The sequence below is a fragment of the Brevundimonas sp. genome (assembly GCF_036400995.1).
Classification (GTDB): Bacteria; Pseudomonadota; Alphaproteobacteria; order Caulobacterales; family Caulobacteraceae; genus Brevundimonas.
Genome location: NZ_DASWWG010000018.1, coordinates 1 through 14,680 on the forward strand (window position 1 = coordinate 1; position 14,680 = coordinate 14,680).

At 69.7% G+C, this 14,680-nt stretch carries 15 protein-coding genes; 6 read left to right on the top strand and 9 right to left on the bottom strand.

Going from position 1 to position 14,680, the window contains the following annotated elements; translation table 11 throughout:
• Window positions 1–179: 179 nt before the first annotated feature.
• The 3 genes from VGE03_RS02460 to VGE03_RS02470 all read right to left on the bottom strand — a co-directional run bounded on the left by VGE03_RS02460 (window position 180) and on the right by VGE03_RS02470 (window position 4,847).
• Complete coding sequence (locus VGE03_RS02460; protein WP_331044884.1) at window positions 180–986, bottom strand: TIGR02186 family protein; 807 nt, start codon at window positions 984–986, stop codon at window positions 180–182.
• Window positions 983–1,906 carry a sulfite exporter TauE/SafE family protein gene (locus tag VGE03_RS02465; RefSeq protein WP_331044885.1) on the bottom strand — a complete coding sequence of 308 codons (924 nt, stop codon included), beginning with the start codon at window positions 1,904–1,906 and terminating at the stop codon, window positions 983–985. Before VGE03_RS02465 ends, VGE03_RS02460 begins: the two co-directional genes overlap by 4 nt.
• Window positions 1,907–2,021: 115 nt before the next feature.
• Complete coding sequence (locus VGE03_RS02470; RefSeq protein WP_331044886.1) at window positions 2,022–4,847, bottom strand: hypothetical protein; 2,826 nt, start codon at window positions 4,845–4,847, stop codon at window positions 2,022–2,024.
• Window positions 4,848–5,075: 228 nt separating this feature from the next.
• Between VGE03_RS02470 and VGE03_RS02475 the strand changes: the two genes are divergently transcribed.
• From VGE03_RS02475 to VGE03_RS02490, 4 genes are all read left to right on the top strand, one after another.
• Window positions 5,076–5,276 carry a hypothetical protein gene (locus tag VGE03_RS02475; protein ID WP_331044887.1) on the top strand — a complete coding sequence of 67 codons (201 nt, stop codon included), beginning with the start codon at window positions 5,076–5,078 and terminating at the stop codon, window positions 5,274–5,276.
• Window positions 5,277–5,338: 62 nt separating this feature from the next.
• Window positions 5,339–5,848 (top strand): pyridoxamine 5'-phosphate oxidase family protein, encoded by a 510-nt coding sequence (locus VGE03_RS02480; RefSeq protein WP_331044888.1) that lies wholly within the window; start codon window positions 5,339–5,341, stop codon window positions 5,846–5,848.
• Window positions 5,849–5,923: 75 nt separating this feature from the next.
• Window positions 5,924–6,376: a hypothetical protein gene (locus VGE03_RS02485; RefSeq protein WP_331044889.1), complete on the top strand. Its 453-nt coding sequence runs from the start codon at window positions 5,924–5,926 to the stop codon at window positions 6,374–6,376.
• Window positions 6,377–6,451: 75 nt separating this feature from the next.
• On the top strand, window positions 6,452–6,934 hold the full coding sequence (locus VGE03_RS02490; protein WP_331044890.1) for a hypothetical protein: 483 nt from the start codon (window positions 6,452–6,454) through the stop codon (window positions 6,932–6,934).
• Window positions 6,935–6,940: 6 nt separating this feature from the next.
• On the opposite strand, the gene argF is transcribed toward VGE03_RS02490, so the two are convergent.
• From argF to VGE03_RS02505, 3 genes are all read right to left on the bottom strand, one after another.
• Window positions 6,941–7,861: an ornithine carbamoyltransferase gene (gene argF, locus VGE03_RS02495; RefSeq protein WP_331044891.1), complete on the bottom strand. Its 921-nt coding sequence runs from the start codon at window positions 7,859–7,861 to the stop codon at window positions 6,941–6,943.
• Window positions 7,862–7,886: 25 nt separating this feature from the next.
• Window positions 7,887–9,059, bottom strand: a complete 1,173-nt coding sequence (locus tag VGE03_RS02500) for an aspartate aminotransferase family protein (protein WP_331044944.1) — start codon at window positions 9,057–9,059, stop codon at window positions 7,887–7,889.
• A 154-nt stretch (window positions 9,060–9,213) separates the two neighbouring features.
• Window positions 9,214–10,035 (bottom strand): ABC transporter permease, encoded by an 822-nt coding sequence (locus VGE03_RS02505; protein ID WP_331044892.1) that lies wholly within the window; start codon window positions 10,033–10,035, stop codon window positions 9,214–9,216.
• Window positions 10,036–10,367: 332 nt separating this feature from the next.
• Between VGE03_RS02505 and VGE03_RS02510 the strand changes: the two genes are divergently transcribed.
• Complete coding sequence (locus VGE03_RS02510) at window positions 10,368–10,892, top strand: GcrA family cell cycle regulator (RefSeq protein WP_331044893.1); 525 nt, start codon at window positions 10,368–10,370, stop codon at window positions 10,890–10,892.
• A 278-nt stretch (window positions 10,893–11,170) separates the two neighbouring features.
• Here VGE03_RS02510 and apaG read toward each other — a convergent pair whose 3' ends face one another.
• Window positions 11,171–11,578: a Co2+/Mg2+ efflux protein ApaG gene (gene apaG, locus VGE03_RS02515; protein ID WP_331044894.1), complete on the bottom strand. Its 408-nt coding sequence runs from the start codon at window positions 11,576–11,578 to the stop codon at window positions 11,171–11,173.
• A gap of 102 nt (window positions 11,579–11,680) precedes the next feature.
• Here apaG and VGE03_RS02520 point away from each other — a divergent pair, with 102 nt between their 5' ends.
• Complete coding sequence (locus tag VGE03_RS02520) at window positions 11,681–12,703, top strand: 2'-deoxycytidine 5'-triphosphate deaminase (RefSeq protein WP_331044895.1); 1,023 nt, start codon at window positions 11,681–11,683, stop codon at window positions 12,701–12,703.
• 183 nt (window positions 12,704–12,886) lie between these two features.
• Here the strand turns inward: VGE03_RS02520 and VGE03_RS02525 are convergent, their stop codons facing one another.
• On the bottom strand, window positions 12,887–14,179 hold the full coding sequence (locus tag VGE03_RS02525) for an MFS transporter (RefSeq protein WP_331044896.1): 1,293 nt from the start codon (window positions 14,177–14,179) through the stop codon (window positions 12,887–12,889).
• Window positions 14,176–14,652: a cupin domain-containing protein gene (locus VGE03_RS02530; protein WP_331044897.1), complete on the bottom strand. Its 477-nt coding sequence runs from the start codon at window positions 14,650–14,652 to the stop codon at window positions 14,176–14,178. The genes VGE03_RS02525 and VGE03_RS02530 overlap by 4 nt, the downstream gene beginning before the upstream one ends.
• Between the last annotated feature and the right edge of the window lie 28 nt (window positions 14,653–14,680).

Below are 14,680 nucleotides of genomic sequence, written 5' to 3' on the forward strand. Positions count from 1 at the left end.
GTTCGCGTTGCGAATGGGGAGGTGTCGCGCTTCGGATACGAAGCGTGACGGAGGGGGCGGCTCAGGCTTCTGAAAGCTGGCCGCCAATCCCTTTCCATCCGCGCCGCCCCCTCCGTCTCGTCGGCTGATCGCCGCCGAGCCCCCCATCGCGGATCGCGACGGGGAGGAGAGGCGGCGCATCAGTTCCGCCTGAAGATCCGGCTGGCCGCCCAGCCGGTGAACATGGCCAGGATCACGCAGAGGACGCCGTAGGTCCACGGGCGGCGGTGGGCGAACTCGAAGATGTCGCGCTCGATGCCGACCTTCTCGACGGTCAGGGTCAGGTTGCTGACCGAGACCGGCTCGCCGTCCTGGAACAGCCAGACCTCGGCGAAATACTGGCCGGTGGGGGCGACGGCGGGCAGCTCGACCTCCGCGCGGAACAGGCCGCGGTCGACGAACTGAACCCCCTCGGGGTCGCTGTTGTACAGGGCCGCCGCCTCGCGCAGGCGGATCACCGCGCGACGGTAGTCGAGATAGTCCTCGCCGATCCGGCTGACGACCACGTCTCGGACGCCGTAGCGGGTGACGGTGCGGCTCTCCTCCGGCGCGGCGATGCGCAGGTGGTCGACGCCGACGCCCAGACGGCGGAGCTGGCCGAAGTCGGCGATGTCGCTGAGCGGCCGCGTCGAGGCCGTCATGTAGAAGCCGGGCGCGCCCTCGAACAGGACCGGGCGGCTGTTCAGCCAGACGCCCATGTTGCGGGTCTTCTTGACCAGACGGACCGGGCCGTCGGGACCGCGCACCACGACCACCACGTCGGCGGGGGTGTCGGTCGGATTGAACACCGCGCCGTACAGGACGATGGAGGCGCCGCGGAAGCTGGAGTCGACCATGACCCGGGCGTCGGTCATGGCGGCGGCGACACGGACCTGTTCGGTGGTGCCGACGGACCGTTCCGGCGCGGGCGCCTCGACGGCGGGCGGCGGCGGGGGAAGCTGCATCATTGCGCGACCCCCGGGGCAAAGCTGAACAGGTCGCTGGGCCGGACGAACAGCTCCAGCCCCATGTAGATGCCGACCAGCAGGACGATGATGGCCAGCACCGCCCGCAGCTCCTCGGCGCGGAAGCGGCCCGACAGACGGGCACCGTACTGGGCGCCGACCACGCCGCCCAGCAGCAGGATGGTCGACAGGACGATGTCCACCGTCTGGTTGCGGCCCGACTGGAGCACCGTGGTGATGGCGGTGGTGATGATGATCTGGAACAGGCTGGTGCCGACGACCACGCTGGCCTTCATCCGCAGGACGTAGAGCATGGCCGGCACCAGGATGAAGCCGCCGCCGACCCCCATGATGGCCGACAGGATACCGACGAAGGCCCCCAGGGCGAACGGCGGGATGGCGCTGATGTAGAGGCCCGAGCGTGGGAATTTCATGCGCAGGGGCAGGCCGTACAGCCACAGCGGACGGCGGCGTTCCTTGTGCGGGACGACCTCGCCGCGGACCCGGCGCAGGATCTGGCCCAGGCTCTCGTGCAGCATCAGGGCGCCGATGGAGCCGAGGAAGAGCAGGTAGGACAGGGCCACGACCAGATCCGCCTGCCCCAGCAGGCGCAGGTAGCGGAACATCTCGACGCCCGCGAAGGCGCCCAGCACCCCGCCCAGGGCCATGATCCCGCCGATCCGGTAATCGACCTGCTTCTGCGAGGTGTAGTGGATCACCCCCGAGGTCGAGGAGGCGACGACGTGGCTGGCCTGGCTGGCGACCGCCACCGAGGGCGGGATGCCGAGGAAGATCAGGATGGGGGCCATCAGGAAGCCCCCGCCGATGCCGAACAGTCCGGACACGAAGCCGACCGTCGCGCCCAGCAGAACCAGGAGCGGCCAGTTCACCGAAACCTCGGCGATCGGCAGATAGATATCCAAAGGACGCGCCTTCGGCTGGAACTGAGGTCAAACGCCCGAAAGGCGACGGTGAAACTGTCCTGAACGCCCCGGGCCGCCGGTGCAACCCGATGCGCTCAAAAGGCGGAAGATCGCGTCAGCTGATCGGTTCAACCGTGAAGCGGTCGGCGTCGGCGCGGGCCTTGCCGCGATCCGCCACCGACAGCACCGTGCGCAGCCGGTCGACGGCGTCGCGGGCGTCGGTGTCTCCGGCGCGCGAGGCGATCAGGTACCATTTGTAGGCGTCGACCGGATCGATGCGGACCCCGCCCTCGCCGGTCTCGTACAGCTGGCCGAGGTTGAACTGGCTGTCGACCACGCCGGCTTCGGCGGCCTTGGTCAGCCAGAGCATGCCCTCGTCGATGTTCTGCGATCCGCCGGTGCCCTGGAACAGGTGCATGCCGTAGGCGAACATGGCCCGGGGATTGCCGGCGTTGGCCGCCCGCTGGGTCCAGGCCCGCGCCTTGGGCAGGTCGACCGGCAGGCCCTTCTGGCCGGTCTCGTACAGGGTGGCGATATAGACCTGGGCCGGGGCGTAGCCGAGCTCGGCCGCCTCGCGCAGGCTCTCCAGACCGGCGACGTCGTCCGCGTCCAGCTTGATGATGGCCTGCTGGTACAGGTCAGCGGCGCGGGCGCGGTCGGCGGGCGAGGCCTCGACCGGGGTGGCGGCCAGGGCCGCGACCGGGGCTGCGGGCTCGGCGCCCGGCAGGCCCGGGATGTGGACGCCCGCGTCGGTCAGCTCGCTGAAGGCGACGGCGCCGGTGGCGGTCAGGACCACGGCCACCGCCGAGGCGCCCAGCGCCTTGCGAACCGTGCCGCCCTGTTTCGAGGCCTGTTTGTCCAGCCGCTCCTGCAGACGCGACTTGCCGCCCCGCTTCAGGCCGAAGCCGGTGCGGGCGGGGGCTTCCTCGCCTTCGGACATGGCGGCGCGGGCCGCGTCGATGGCCTGACGGGTCGAGTTGGCGGCGCGTCCCTGGGCCGCGGCGGCGCGCAGGGCCCGCGGATCGACGAAGTCGGTCTCGCCCGCGAAGTCGTCGGGCCCGGCGTCGAAGGCTTCGGGCGCGGTCGCCGCCAGGGCGTCCGACACGTCGGCGCCGCCGAAGCTGTGACCGAACGGAGCCGAGGCGGTCGCCGCGGGCGGGGTGGTGAAGACCGGCGTCAGCGGGGTCTCGAGCTCGTCCTCGAATGAGGCGAAGGGCTCGGTGACAGCTTCGCGGCTGCCGAACGGGGCCGACGACGGCTCCGGCGCAGTGCGCGGACCGCGCATGACGGCGTCGAACACGGCGTCGGCGGTCAGGACTTCATGGGTGTCGACGGTTTCGGCGAGCACCGGCTCCGGGGCGAACTCCGGTTCCGGCGGCGCGAGATCGGCCGACCAGGCCTGCTGCTCGGTGTAGACCGGATCGGGATCGTCGAAGGTCTGCCCCTGGAAGGGCGCGTCGGGGAAGGCCGCGTCCGGGAAGGCGGCGGCGCGCCAGTCGGGCTGGGCGTCTGGCGCCGGAGCCTCGACCGGCTCGGGCTTCGCAGCCTCGGCGCGGCGCTCGATGTTCTCACGGGCCTCGGCGATCAGGGCGGCGGTGCGCTCTTCCGACAGGCGCATGCGCTCGGCCAGCTCGCCGGAGGCGCGGTCGTAGCGCTGCTCGATGCGGGTCGAGCTGTCGGCCAGACGGCGGCCGATGTCGTCCAGCGCCTGCTGCGAGCGGCGCTCGGACTGGGCGATGCGTTCGCTGAGGCGGTCCGAGATGCGGGTGATCTCGCCGCCCAGCTTCTCGATGGCGAGGGCGTGGCGGTCGTCGGCGGCGGTGAGGCGCTGCTCCAGCCCTTGCGCCAGACGGCCCATGTCGCCCTCGACCTTGCGGGTCAGGGCCTCGCCCAGCTTCTCGAAGCGGGTGGAGGCGTCGGCCTCGATGCGGCCGACCCGGCCGTTGAGGTTCTCGGCGATGCGCAGGACCTCGCGGCCCATGGCCTCGACGGCGCCGGCGGAGCGGGTCTCGGAGGTCTTGAGCTGTTCGCCCAGCGCCTGCACGGCCCGCTCGATGCGGTCCATGCGGTTGCCGGTTTCCGCCGTGTCGAGGCGGCGCATCATCTCGGCGCGGTTGGCGTCCACCTGCCGGGCGAGGGTCTCGGCCAGCTTCTCGAAGCGGGCGGCCTCGCGGGCGCCCTCGGGCTCGACCCGGGTCTCGGCCGCGCGGAGGCGCTGGTCCAGATGGGCGAAGGAGCGTTCGAGGCCGCGCAGGGCCTCGGTCGTGCGGGCCTGCGCCTGGTCCAGACGGGCGCCGACCTGGCCCAGCAGGTCCGAGCCCGCGCCGGGACCGGCCAGCTTCTCGACCGCGTCCATGCGCTGGCGCAGTTCGTTGACCCCGCTGCGCTGACGTTCCTCGATGTCGTAGAGGCGGCCCGCCAGGGCCCCCAGTCCGGTCTCGACCTTGCCGAAGGTCTCGGTGGTCTTCGGGCCGACCTCGTTCTCGAACTTGCGCAGGCGACGATGACCCTCGCGCAACTCCTCGGCGATGTCGTCGATGCGGCGGCCGTGCTGGCGGCCGTCCTGATCCGAAGCCTCGAGGCGACGCACCAGACCGGCGACGGCCTGGTCGATGCCCTGGACGGCGACGGTCGAGCGGCGCTCGGCGGCTTCCAGACGCGCGGCGATGGCGTCGACCGAGGCGCTGAGGCGCTGGATCACGTCCTCGCCGGCGCCGTAGGCGTCATCCAGACGGCGGCTGCGGCCACGGCGTTCGAAGATGTCGGCGGCGTGCGGGCGGCGCGGCAGGGTCGTATAGCCCTCGTCCTCCTCGCCATCCTCCATGATCATCGAGTTCAGCCACTCGCCGAGCGTCATGCCGGAGCGACGCGCGAGGTCCTTGGCGATCTCGCGAGCCTTGGGGTCTATCCCCTTCACGCTCCACGGCGCGGCTGCGCTCACTGATTCGCCTCCCGACCTTTGACTCGGACGCTAGTGCGCCAGATCAAGGGTGTAAACGCACGGTTAACCCCAAGATGTAGGGCCGCCCACAGCTTCCTGTGGAAAGACCGAACACCGACCGTATGGATGGCCCGAACGTGGTTAACGCCCCGTGAAGATTAACTTCTCGGCAAGGACTCCCACCCCCTTGCAACGGCCCCGCACACGGTCCACGTGGCGCGGATGGACATGCGCCTGACCCTGATCCTGACCGCCGTCGCCCTGGCGATCACCGTCTTCGCCGGCTGGCGCGGCGCCTGTCCGTGGGACCCGAGCCAGAAGGTGCGAATGGCGCCGTGGCGCTTCATCATGGTTCTGGGCGGCGCGGCGGTGATGGTCCTGCTGATCCACGTCGGCGCCCTGCTGGGCGTGCCGCAGCGCCAGTTCTGATTTCGGAACCGCCCGGACGCCCGACGCTTCCGTGATCGACCCCGATCACAGGAGAGACGTCCATGGGTGACAAGACCCTGACCGCCGCCGAGGCCGAACAGCATTTCTGGGACAGCCTGAAGAAGTCCAATACCGGCCTGCTGGGCCTCGACCAGCCCGGCTATCACGCCCAGCCGATGACCGCCTTCCGCGAGGAGGAGACCGGGACGATCTGGTTCTTCACCCGCAACGACACCGACCTGGCCAAGGACGCCGCCCTGCCCGGCGGACAGAGCGCCATGTTCCACTACGGCTCGAAGGACCAGAACGTCTGGGCCTGCATCCACGGCGACCTGTCGGTGCACGGGCAGGACCGTCAGATCATCGACCGCTACTGGAACCCGGTGCTGGCCGCCTGGTATCCGGACGGCAAGGACGATCCGCGCCTGACCATCCTGCGCTTCGACGCCGATGATGGGCGGGTCTGGGTCAACGAGGGCGGCTTCTTCAAATTCGCCTATGAGGTGGCGAAGGCCAATATCACCAGGACCACCCCGGATGCGGGCGGCGTCGCGGACGTGAACCTGCAGTAGGATTTCGTCAGGTTCCGACGGCGGCGGTGGCGACGCGGGCGTGAGACGGTGAGGCTTCCTTCCCCGGAGGCTGTCATGAAATCGGTCCTGCTGCTCCCCGCCGTCGCCGCCGTCCTGTGCGCCGCCTCGCCGGCGTTGGCGTGCCGTATTCCGTCCGAAGCCGCGCGAACCGAGGCCGCCACGCCCAAGGTCGGCGTGATCGCCACCGTTGAGGCCCGCGCGCAGACCTCGGGGCCGGACGGCGTCGAGACCGCCTCCGTGACCCTGTCCGTGTCGCGGGTCCTGGAGGGTGAGGCGCCCGCGCGGATCAGCCTGTCCGCGCCGGTCACCGACATCGTCATCACGACCTGCGGACCGCTGCGGCTTGAGGGCCGCGACCTGCTGGCCCTGCCGGTCGGCGCGCAGGTGGTGGCCACCGGCATCCAGCCAGACAGCGCGGCGCCCGACATCCGCCAGATCGCCCTGCTGGACAGCGCCCAGGGCCGCCTGCTGCTGGAGCGTCTGGAGCGGGACAGGGTGGAGCGCTAAGGCCGTCATCGTCAGATTTGAAGGCGCGCGCGTCCTCCAATGCGCGATAGACTTCGTCCTAGCCCGGAGGTTGCAATGAAGTTTGCCTTGGCCTGCGCGACCTTCACTGCCGCTATCGTCGCTGCGTCGCCCGTCGATGCATGCCGCTTCAGCGCCCCGCCCAAGCCGCCCGCCCTGCCCCCGCACGCCGAACGCATCGTGTTCACAGCGACCCTGAACGAACGTTGGGGGATGGACACCCATCAGGCCGGAGCAGACTTGCGGGTCAGCAACCGTCTCCTTGGCGAGGCGCCAGACCATGTCGACGCCACCTGGTCCCGGCAGGAATGGACGGCTGAGCCCATTTCAACAGCGACCGACGGAGGCGACATTTCGCAGGTCATCATTCAGAGCTGCGCCGGACGCGCCTGGTACGCCGAACGCCTTCGGGATGCGCTGATGGGTTCAGAACTGGTCGTCCTCGCTCGCCGCACGCCGTCGGGCGTCGATGTGCAAGATCTGGCCCTGCTGGATAGCGAAGAAGGCCGCCGTCTCTCGGCCCTTGCGGACACCCCTTAAAGAGGATCAGCCCTGGCCCGCGAAGCACCAGGCCAGCACCGCCTTCTGGGCGTGGATGCGGTTTTCCGCCTCGTCCCAGACCAGCGACTTCGGACCGTCGATGACCGAGTCCGTCACCTCTTCCCCGCGGTGGGCGGGCAGGCAGTGCAGGAAGACCGCGTCGTCATTGGCCAGCGACATCAGGGCGTCGTCGACGCCGTAGCCGTCGAAGGCCTCCAGACGGGCTTCGTAGTCCTGATCGCCCATCGACACCCAGGTGTCGGTGACCACGACGTCGGCGCCGGCGACGGCCTCGCGCGGATCCGAGGTCAGGACGACATGGTCGCCGCCGCGGGCGAGGTCGTGCAGGTCGGGGTGATACTCCGCCGGACAGGCGACCTGCAGGCGGAAGCCGAACTTGGGCGCCGCGTGCATGAAGCTGTGGCAGACATTGTTGCCGTCGCCGACCCAGGCGATCGTCTTGCCCGCCACCGGCCCGAGATGCTCCTCGATGGTCAGCAGGTCGGCCAGGATCTGGCACGGGTGCGAGCGGTCGGTCAGGCCGTTGATGACCGGCACGGTGGCGACGCGGGCGAAGCGCTCGACATCCTCATGGTTGTTGGCGCGGATCATGACCGCATCGACCATGCGCGACAGCACCTTGGCGGTGTCCTCGACCGGCTCGCCGCGACCCAGCTGCATGTCGCCGGCGTTGGCGATGATGCCCGAGCCGCCGAGCTGGCGGATGGCGGCGTCGAAGCTGAAGCGGGTGCGGGTCGAGTTCTTCTCGAACACCATGGCCAGCACGCGATCCTTCGCCGGAGCGTCGGCGTCGGCGCGCCCTTGCGGCCAGCCCTTGCGGGCCTGCTTACGGGCGTGGGCGTCGTCAAGGATGGCGCGCAGCTCGTCCGCTTCGAGCCGGTAGATATCGAGGAAGTGACGGACCATCGGGCCCTCCAGATCTGTCAGGGCCTCAGGCCAGTTTGGTCCGCGCGAACTCGCAGGTCTTCTCGAAGCGTTCGACGGCCTCGCGGGCCTCGTCCAGCGTCAGCACCAGCGGCGGCAGGATGCGCACGCAGTTGTCGCCGCCGCCGGCGACCAGCAGCTGCTGCTCGTCGCGGGCCCAGCCCATGAATTCGCGGTTGTTGGGGACCAGCTTCACGCCGATCAGCAGGCCCTTGCCGCGCACGTCGACAATGACGTCCGGGAAGCGCTGCTGCAGGCCGTGCAGTTGCTGCTTCAGATAGCCGGCGACCTCGTTGACGTGGGCCAGGGTCTCCGGCGCCGACAGTTCCGAGAAGGCGGCCTGACCGACGGCCATGGCCAGCGGGTTGCCGCCGAAGGTCGAGCCGTGGACGCCCACGGTCATGCCCTTGGCCGCATTGGCGGTGGCCAGGCAGGCGCCGATGGGGAAGCCGCCGCCCAGGGCCTTGGCGATGGCCATGATGTCCGGGGTCATGCCGGCCCATTCGTGGGCCCACAGCTTGCCGGTCCGGCCCATGCCGCACTGGACTTCGTCGAAGATGATGAGGACGCCGGTCTCGTCGGCCAGAGCGCGCATCCAGCGCAGGTCCTCGTCCGGCGTGGCGCGGCAGCCGCCCTCGCCCTGCACCGGCTCAAGGATGATCGCCGCCGTGGTCGGGTTGCGGAAGGCGGCCTCGAGAGCCTCCTTGTCGCCCCAGATCAGCTGGTGGAAGCCTTCCATCTTCGGGCCGAAGCCTTCGGTGTAGGAGGGGTTGGCGGCGGCGTTGATCGCGCCGTAGGTCCGGCCGTGGAACGAGCCGTCGAAGCCGTAGATGTCGATCCGCTCGGGCTGGCCGTTGGCGACGTGATGCTTGCGGGCGGTCTTCAGCGCGCACTCGACGGCTTCCGTGCCCGAGTTGGTGAAGAAGACGACGTCGGCGAACGACTTCTCGCACAGAGCGTCCGCCAGGGCCTCCTGGCCCGGAATGCGGAAGATATTGGAGACGTGCCAGAGCTTCTGGGCCTGCTCGGTCACGGCGGCGACCAGCTTCGGGTGGGCGTGGCCGAGGCCGTTGGTCGAGATGCCCGCGACGCAGTCCAGATACTCCGTGCCGTCCGTCGACCACAGACGCGCGCCCAGACCACGCTCCACTTCCAGCGGCGCGCGGTTGTAGACACCCATCAGATGTTCCTGGGACACGGACTGAACCTCCAAAAAGCGGAAGGCCCCGCCGCGGGCGCGGCGGAGCCGATAAAAGTGTCCGGTCTTGTCGGCCGCGAACCGGGGTTAGTCAACACCGGCTCCCGCTACGGAGCCGGAGCGACCGGCGACCGGCTCAGCTCTTCAGGCGCCAGCCCGATTTGAACACCGCCCAGCAGGCCCAGGACATGACCAGGGTCAGCACCGCGCTCATCACGACGCCGATCCAGAGATTGCCCTCGGCGTGGCCGATGAAGCCCGAGCGGAAGCCGTCGATCAGATAGAAGACCGGGTTGAAGTGGCTGATGATGGCGAAGGGCTCGGGCAGGTTGTCGACCAGGTAGAAGGTGCCCGACAGGAAGGTCATCGGCATGATCAGGAAGTTCTGGACCGCCGCCAGCTGGTCGAATTTCTCGGCCCAGAGACCCGCGAAGACGCCGAGCATGCCCATCAGCAGCGATGCGGTCAGGGCGAACCAGACGATGGTCAGGGCATTGGTCACCCCCAGCTTCGCAAACGGCATCACGCAGATCGCGGTGACCAGGCCGACGGCGATGCCGCGGGTGGCGGCGCCCAGCGAGAAGCCGATGGTCAGCTCCAGCGGGCTGAGCGGCGGAGTCAGGAAGTCCGTCGAGGTGCCCATGATCTTGGCCTGGATCAGGCTGGACGAGGCATTGGCGAAGGCGTTGTTCAGGATGGCCATCATGATCAGGCCCGGCGCCACGAACTCGGCGAAGGGCGTGCCGTCGATGGGCTCGCGCGAGTCCTTCAGCGCGACCACGAAGACCAGCATGTAGAGCAGGGTCGTCACCACCGGCGCGGCCACGGTCTGGGCCCCGACCTTCCAGAAGCGCCGCACCTCCTTGAGATAGAGGGTCTTCACCCCCTCCCAATTGACGCCGTCATAGCGGCGCGGCTGCGGAAGCCCGGACGGGCGCGTGGAGGCGAGATCGGTCATGGGGGCGGAGATGCGGCGGGAAGCGCGCGTGCGCAAGGGGCAGGGCGGCGGGAAGGGGTGATTGGTGGTTGGTGATTGGTGTGTGGCTGGCCCCGGTGCGGCGTTTCACCAAGCCTGCGCCCTCCCGGCGGCGGCGAACCCGTCACCAACCACCAAGCACCCGCCCTCACGGTCCCAGCCGTGAGACCATTTTAACCATACCAGATATGGTTCCTGTGGACGGACCAATTCCCACATATTGCGCGTTTTAAGGGGTGGTTTACGATTAGGAGTAGGTCGGCCCCACTGGAGGGACATACCGACCCCATATGTTGAATCCCCGGAGGGCGAACATGACCGCAGGCTGGACCGAAGATCGCGTCGGCGCGCTGAAGAAGCTGTGGCTGGAAGGCCAGTCGGCGAGCCAGATCGCCAAACAGCTGGGCGGCGGCGTGACCCGCAACGCCGTGATCGGCAAGGTGCACCGTCTGGGCCTGTCGGGCCGCGCGGCCCCGTCGCAGCCGGCGCGCGCCACCTTCCGCCCGACCCGTCCGCGTCCGGCCCCGCAGCCGACCCAGGCGCCGTCGGCCCCGCGCCGCATCGAGGCCGCCCAGCCGCGCCCCGTCGCGCCGGTCGCCCCGACGCCCGCCCCGATCCCGGATCTGCCGGGCACCGCCACGGTCATGACCCTGGGCGCCCACATGTGCAAATGGCCGATCGGCGACCCGTCCTCGACCGAGTTCAGCTTCTGCGGTCGCCGCTCGTCGGAAGGCGTCTACTGCGTCGAGCACGCCCGCGTCGCCTACCAGCCGCAGGTCCGCAAGGGCGGCAAGGACGGCGCCTCCGAACTGGCCCGCAGCCTGCGTCGCTACATCTAGGTCGTCCTGACCTGCCAAGGCGGTCCCGCTCCACCCGGCGGGCCGCCTTTTCTTTATCCAGCCATACGGCTGTCACAGATGGCCCCTAGAGGGGCCGCCGTCCGCGTTGACGCCGCCCGCCGCGGCGACGACGCCGGGGGCGGGGGCTGCGGTTATCCGGGTTGACGCAGCCCCTCACCTCCTGCCGGCAGGCATTGCCGCCGGCGCGAACTCCCAACATCCGTCACGCAAGTGGTTAGTCGCCCCGGCGCCTGCCCAAGGGCCCGCCACCGCCAGAGCTAGTTCAGCACGCGTCTCTCGCCCGGGACGTCGAGGCTGAAGGCGGGGATGGCGACCTCGAACATGCGGCCCAGATCGTCGACCATGGAATAGACGCCGACCATGGAGCCGGACGGGGCGCCCAGGGGGCAGCCCGAGGCGTAGGAATAGCTGTCGCCCGGCTGGATCGTCGGCTTCTCGCCGACCACGCCGGGCCCGCGCACCTCTTCCACATGGCCACGCGCGTCGGTGATCGTCCATCGGCGGGCGACCAGCTGCACCGGCGAGGCGGACAGGTTCACGATCTCGACCTGATAGGCCCAGACCCAGCGCCCGCCCTCCGGATCCGACTGGCCCGCCAGATAGCTGGGCCGGACGCGGACCACGATTCCGTCTGTCTCGGCTTCGTAGGCGGGAGTGTCGTGCATGGGGCAATGGTCCCGGAACGCACCCCTGCGTCAAGCGAGGCCTTGCCCGCCGCCCGGAATGGAGCGAGAGAGACAGGCCGCAAATTCGTGTAAGCGATAGGCATGACCCTGAGCTATCCCCGTCCCGGCATCCTTCCGGCCCAGTCGATCGAAGCCCTGATCGCCGGTGGCGCGATCTCAACCGAAACCCCGTTCGACGCCGATCAGGTGCAGCCGGCCAGCCTGGACCTGCGCCTGTCCGCCACCGCCTGGCGCGTGCGCGCCTCCTTCCTGCCCGGCCAGCGCAAGGTCGAGGACCGCATCGCCGACGTGGCCATGCACGCCATCGACCTGTCCGCCGGCTATGTGCTGGAGAAGGGCTGCGTCTATATCGCGAAGCTGCAGGAGCGGCTGAGCCTGCCCAAGGGCCTGATCGCCCGCGCCAACCCGAAGAGCTCGACCGGCCGGGTGGATGTCTTCGTCCGCCTGCTGACGGACCGGGGCGGCAGCTTCGACGATGTGGACGAGGGCTATGAGGGCCCGCTGTATCTCGAGATCGCGCCGCAGACCTTCTCCATCCTGGTCCGCCCGGGCACCCGCCTGAACCAGCTGCGCCTGAAGGCCGGAGAGCCGCCGAAGCTGGAGACCCGCTCGGTCGGCGTCGACCTGCAGGCCGGCGAGATCGTCGGCTTCCGCGGCCGCCGCCACGCCGGGGTGGTCGATCTGGACAATATCGACGGCCACGACCCCCGCGACTTCTGGGAGCCGCTGACCCTGCGTCGCGGCGAACTGCTGCTGGATCCGGGCGAGTTCTACATTCTCGCGTCGTCGGACGACGTGGAGATCCCGGTCGACCAGGCCGCCGAAATGACCCCGATCGATCCGTCGGTGGGCGAGTTCCGGGTGCACTATGCGGGTTTCTTCGACCCGGGCTTCGGCACGGACGAGGCGCACGGCGCGGGCTCCAAGGGCGTGCTGGAGGTTCGCACCCACGACACCCCCTTCCTGCTGGAGCACGGCCAGATCGTCGCCCGGCTGGTCTATGAGCCCCTGACCGAGCGCCCCAGCCGCCTCTATGGCGAGGGCGGCAGCCATTATCAGAAGCAGGGGCTGAAGCTGAGCAAGCACTTCAGGCCGTGGGGCTGATCCTCCCCATTCGCGTCGCGAATGGGGAGGTGTCGCGCTTCGGATACGAAGCGTGACGGAGGGGGCGGCTCAGGCTTCTGAAAGCTGGCCGCCAATCCCTTTCCATCCGCGCCGCCCCCTCCGTCTCGTCCGCGATGCGGCCGAGCCACCTCCCCATCGCGAACCGCGACGGGGAGGACGGGTTCAGCTCAGCTTGTCCGCCTTCCTGAGCCCCGGGAACATCGCGGCCCACAGGCCCGTGGCCGCCAAGGCGCCCACGCCGCCGAAGCAGGCGGCGCCCACGGCTCCGAGCAGGCGGACCATCAGGCCGGAATAGGCCTCGCCGAGCTCGTTGGACGCGCCGATGAACAGCATCGACACCGAGCTGACCCGGCCGCGCATGTGATCGGGGGTGGCCAGCTGGATCAGGGTCTGGCGGATGTTGACGCTGATCATGTCCGCCGCGCCGCCGAGGAACAGGGCCAGGCCGGACAGCCAGACGCTGCGCGACAGGCCGAAGGTCAGGGTGCACAGGCCGAACACGGCCACGGCGGCGAACATCCATCGCCCCCCGTGCTGCACGATGGGGAAGCGGCTCAGATAGATGGCCACGGCCATGGCGCCGACGCCGAACGAGGCGCGCAGCAGGCCGAAGCCGAGGGCGCCGACGTGCAGAATGTCCCGGGCGAAGATCGGGGTCAGCAGGGCCACCCCGGCCAGCAGGACCACCACGAGGTCCAGCGAGATGGCGCCGAGCACGATCTTGGTCTTCCAGACGTAGGCCAGACCTTCCTTGACCGACTCCAGCGGCGACAGCTTGGTCTCGACCATCGCGGGCTTGCCGCTGGTGCGAATGAGGATGAAGGCGGCGACGGCCAGCAGGAACAGACCCAGCGAGACCGCATAGGCCAGCGGCACGTTCACCCCGACAATCACCCCGCCCAGCGCCGGGCCGGCGATCGCGCCGGTCTGGAAGGCGATGGACTGGGCCGCGATGGCGGGCGGCAGGGCCTTTCGCCCGACGACCATGGGCAGGAAGGCCTGGCTGGCGGGGGCGAGGAAGGCGCGCGCGGCGCCGAAGACGGCGGCGACGGCCAGCAGACCCCAGAGCGGCGGCGAGCCGTGCAGCGCCATCATCAGGAAGGACGCCGCGCAGGAGGCCTCGACCAGGATGGAGATCCAGACGGTCCGCTTGCGGTCGCGCCGGTCGGCCATGGCTCCGGCGGGCAGGGTGAAGGCCAGCAGCGGCAGGAATTGGCACAGGCCGACGAGGCCCAGATACAGGCTGGCCTCGGCGACCGGGTGGTCCCGACGGGCGATCTCATAGACCTGCCACAACAGGGCGGACGACTGGATCTGGATGCCCAGCACCGCGACCACGCGGCCGAACCACAGCAGGCGGAAGTCGCGGATGCCCCAGGGACTGGCGGGGCCTTCGGGCGGCGGAGGCGGGACGGGCGGCGTGGGAGAGCCGGCGTCTAGGCTTTCAACAGTCACGTGCGTCGATCGTATTTCGGGTAGGGGGAGCCGTCCCGGTGGAAGTAGCGGTCCGCGCCCTCGGGCAGGACCATGTCGATATCTGGATAGTCGCAGGCGTCGGTCGTCGGGGAGCGCGTGCCGACTTCCAGCAGAACGGCCTCGCTGTCGGACCGGTTCTCGATCCTGTGACCGTTCGGTACGCCCGCCGGGAAGCCCGCGCAATCACCGGCGCGCAGGACCGTCTCGCCGTCATCCTCGATCAGCACCACCTCGCCGGACAGGACGGTGACGAACTCGTCCTCGCTCGCGTGCCAGTGCCTATGGCTGGACCAGGCGCCCGCGGGCAGGCGCAGCAGGTTGACGCCGAACTGGGTCAGGCCCGCCGCGTCGCCCAGTCGCCAGCGGCGGCGCGGTTTGCAGGGGCCGGCGAATTCTTCCGGATAGGAGGTGCCGTGTCCGGTCGGCGCGGCGGCGATGTCGATCTTCGGCATGACCCTGACCTTCTCCCCATCGTCGGGA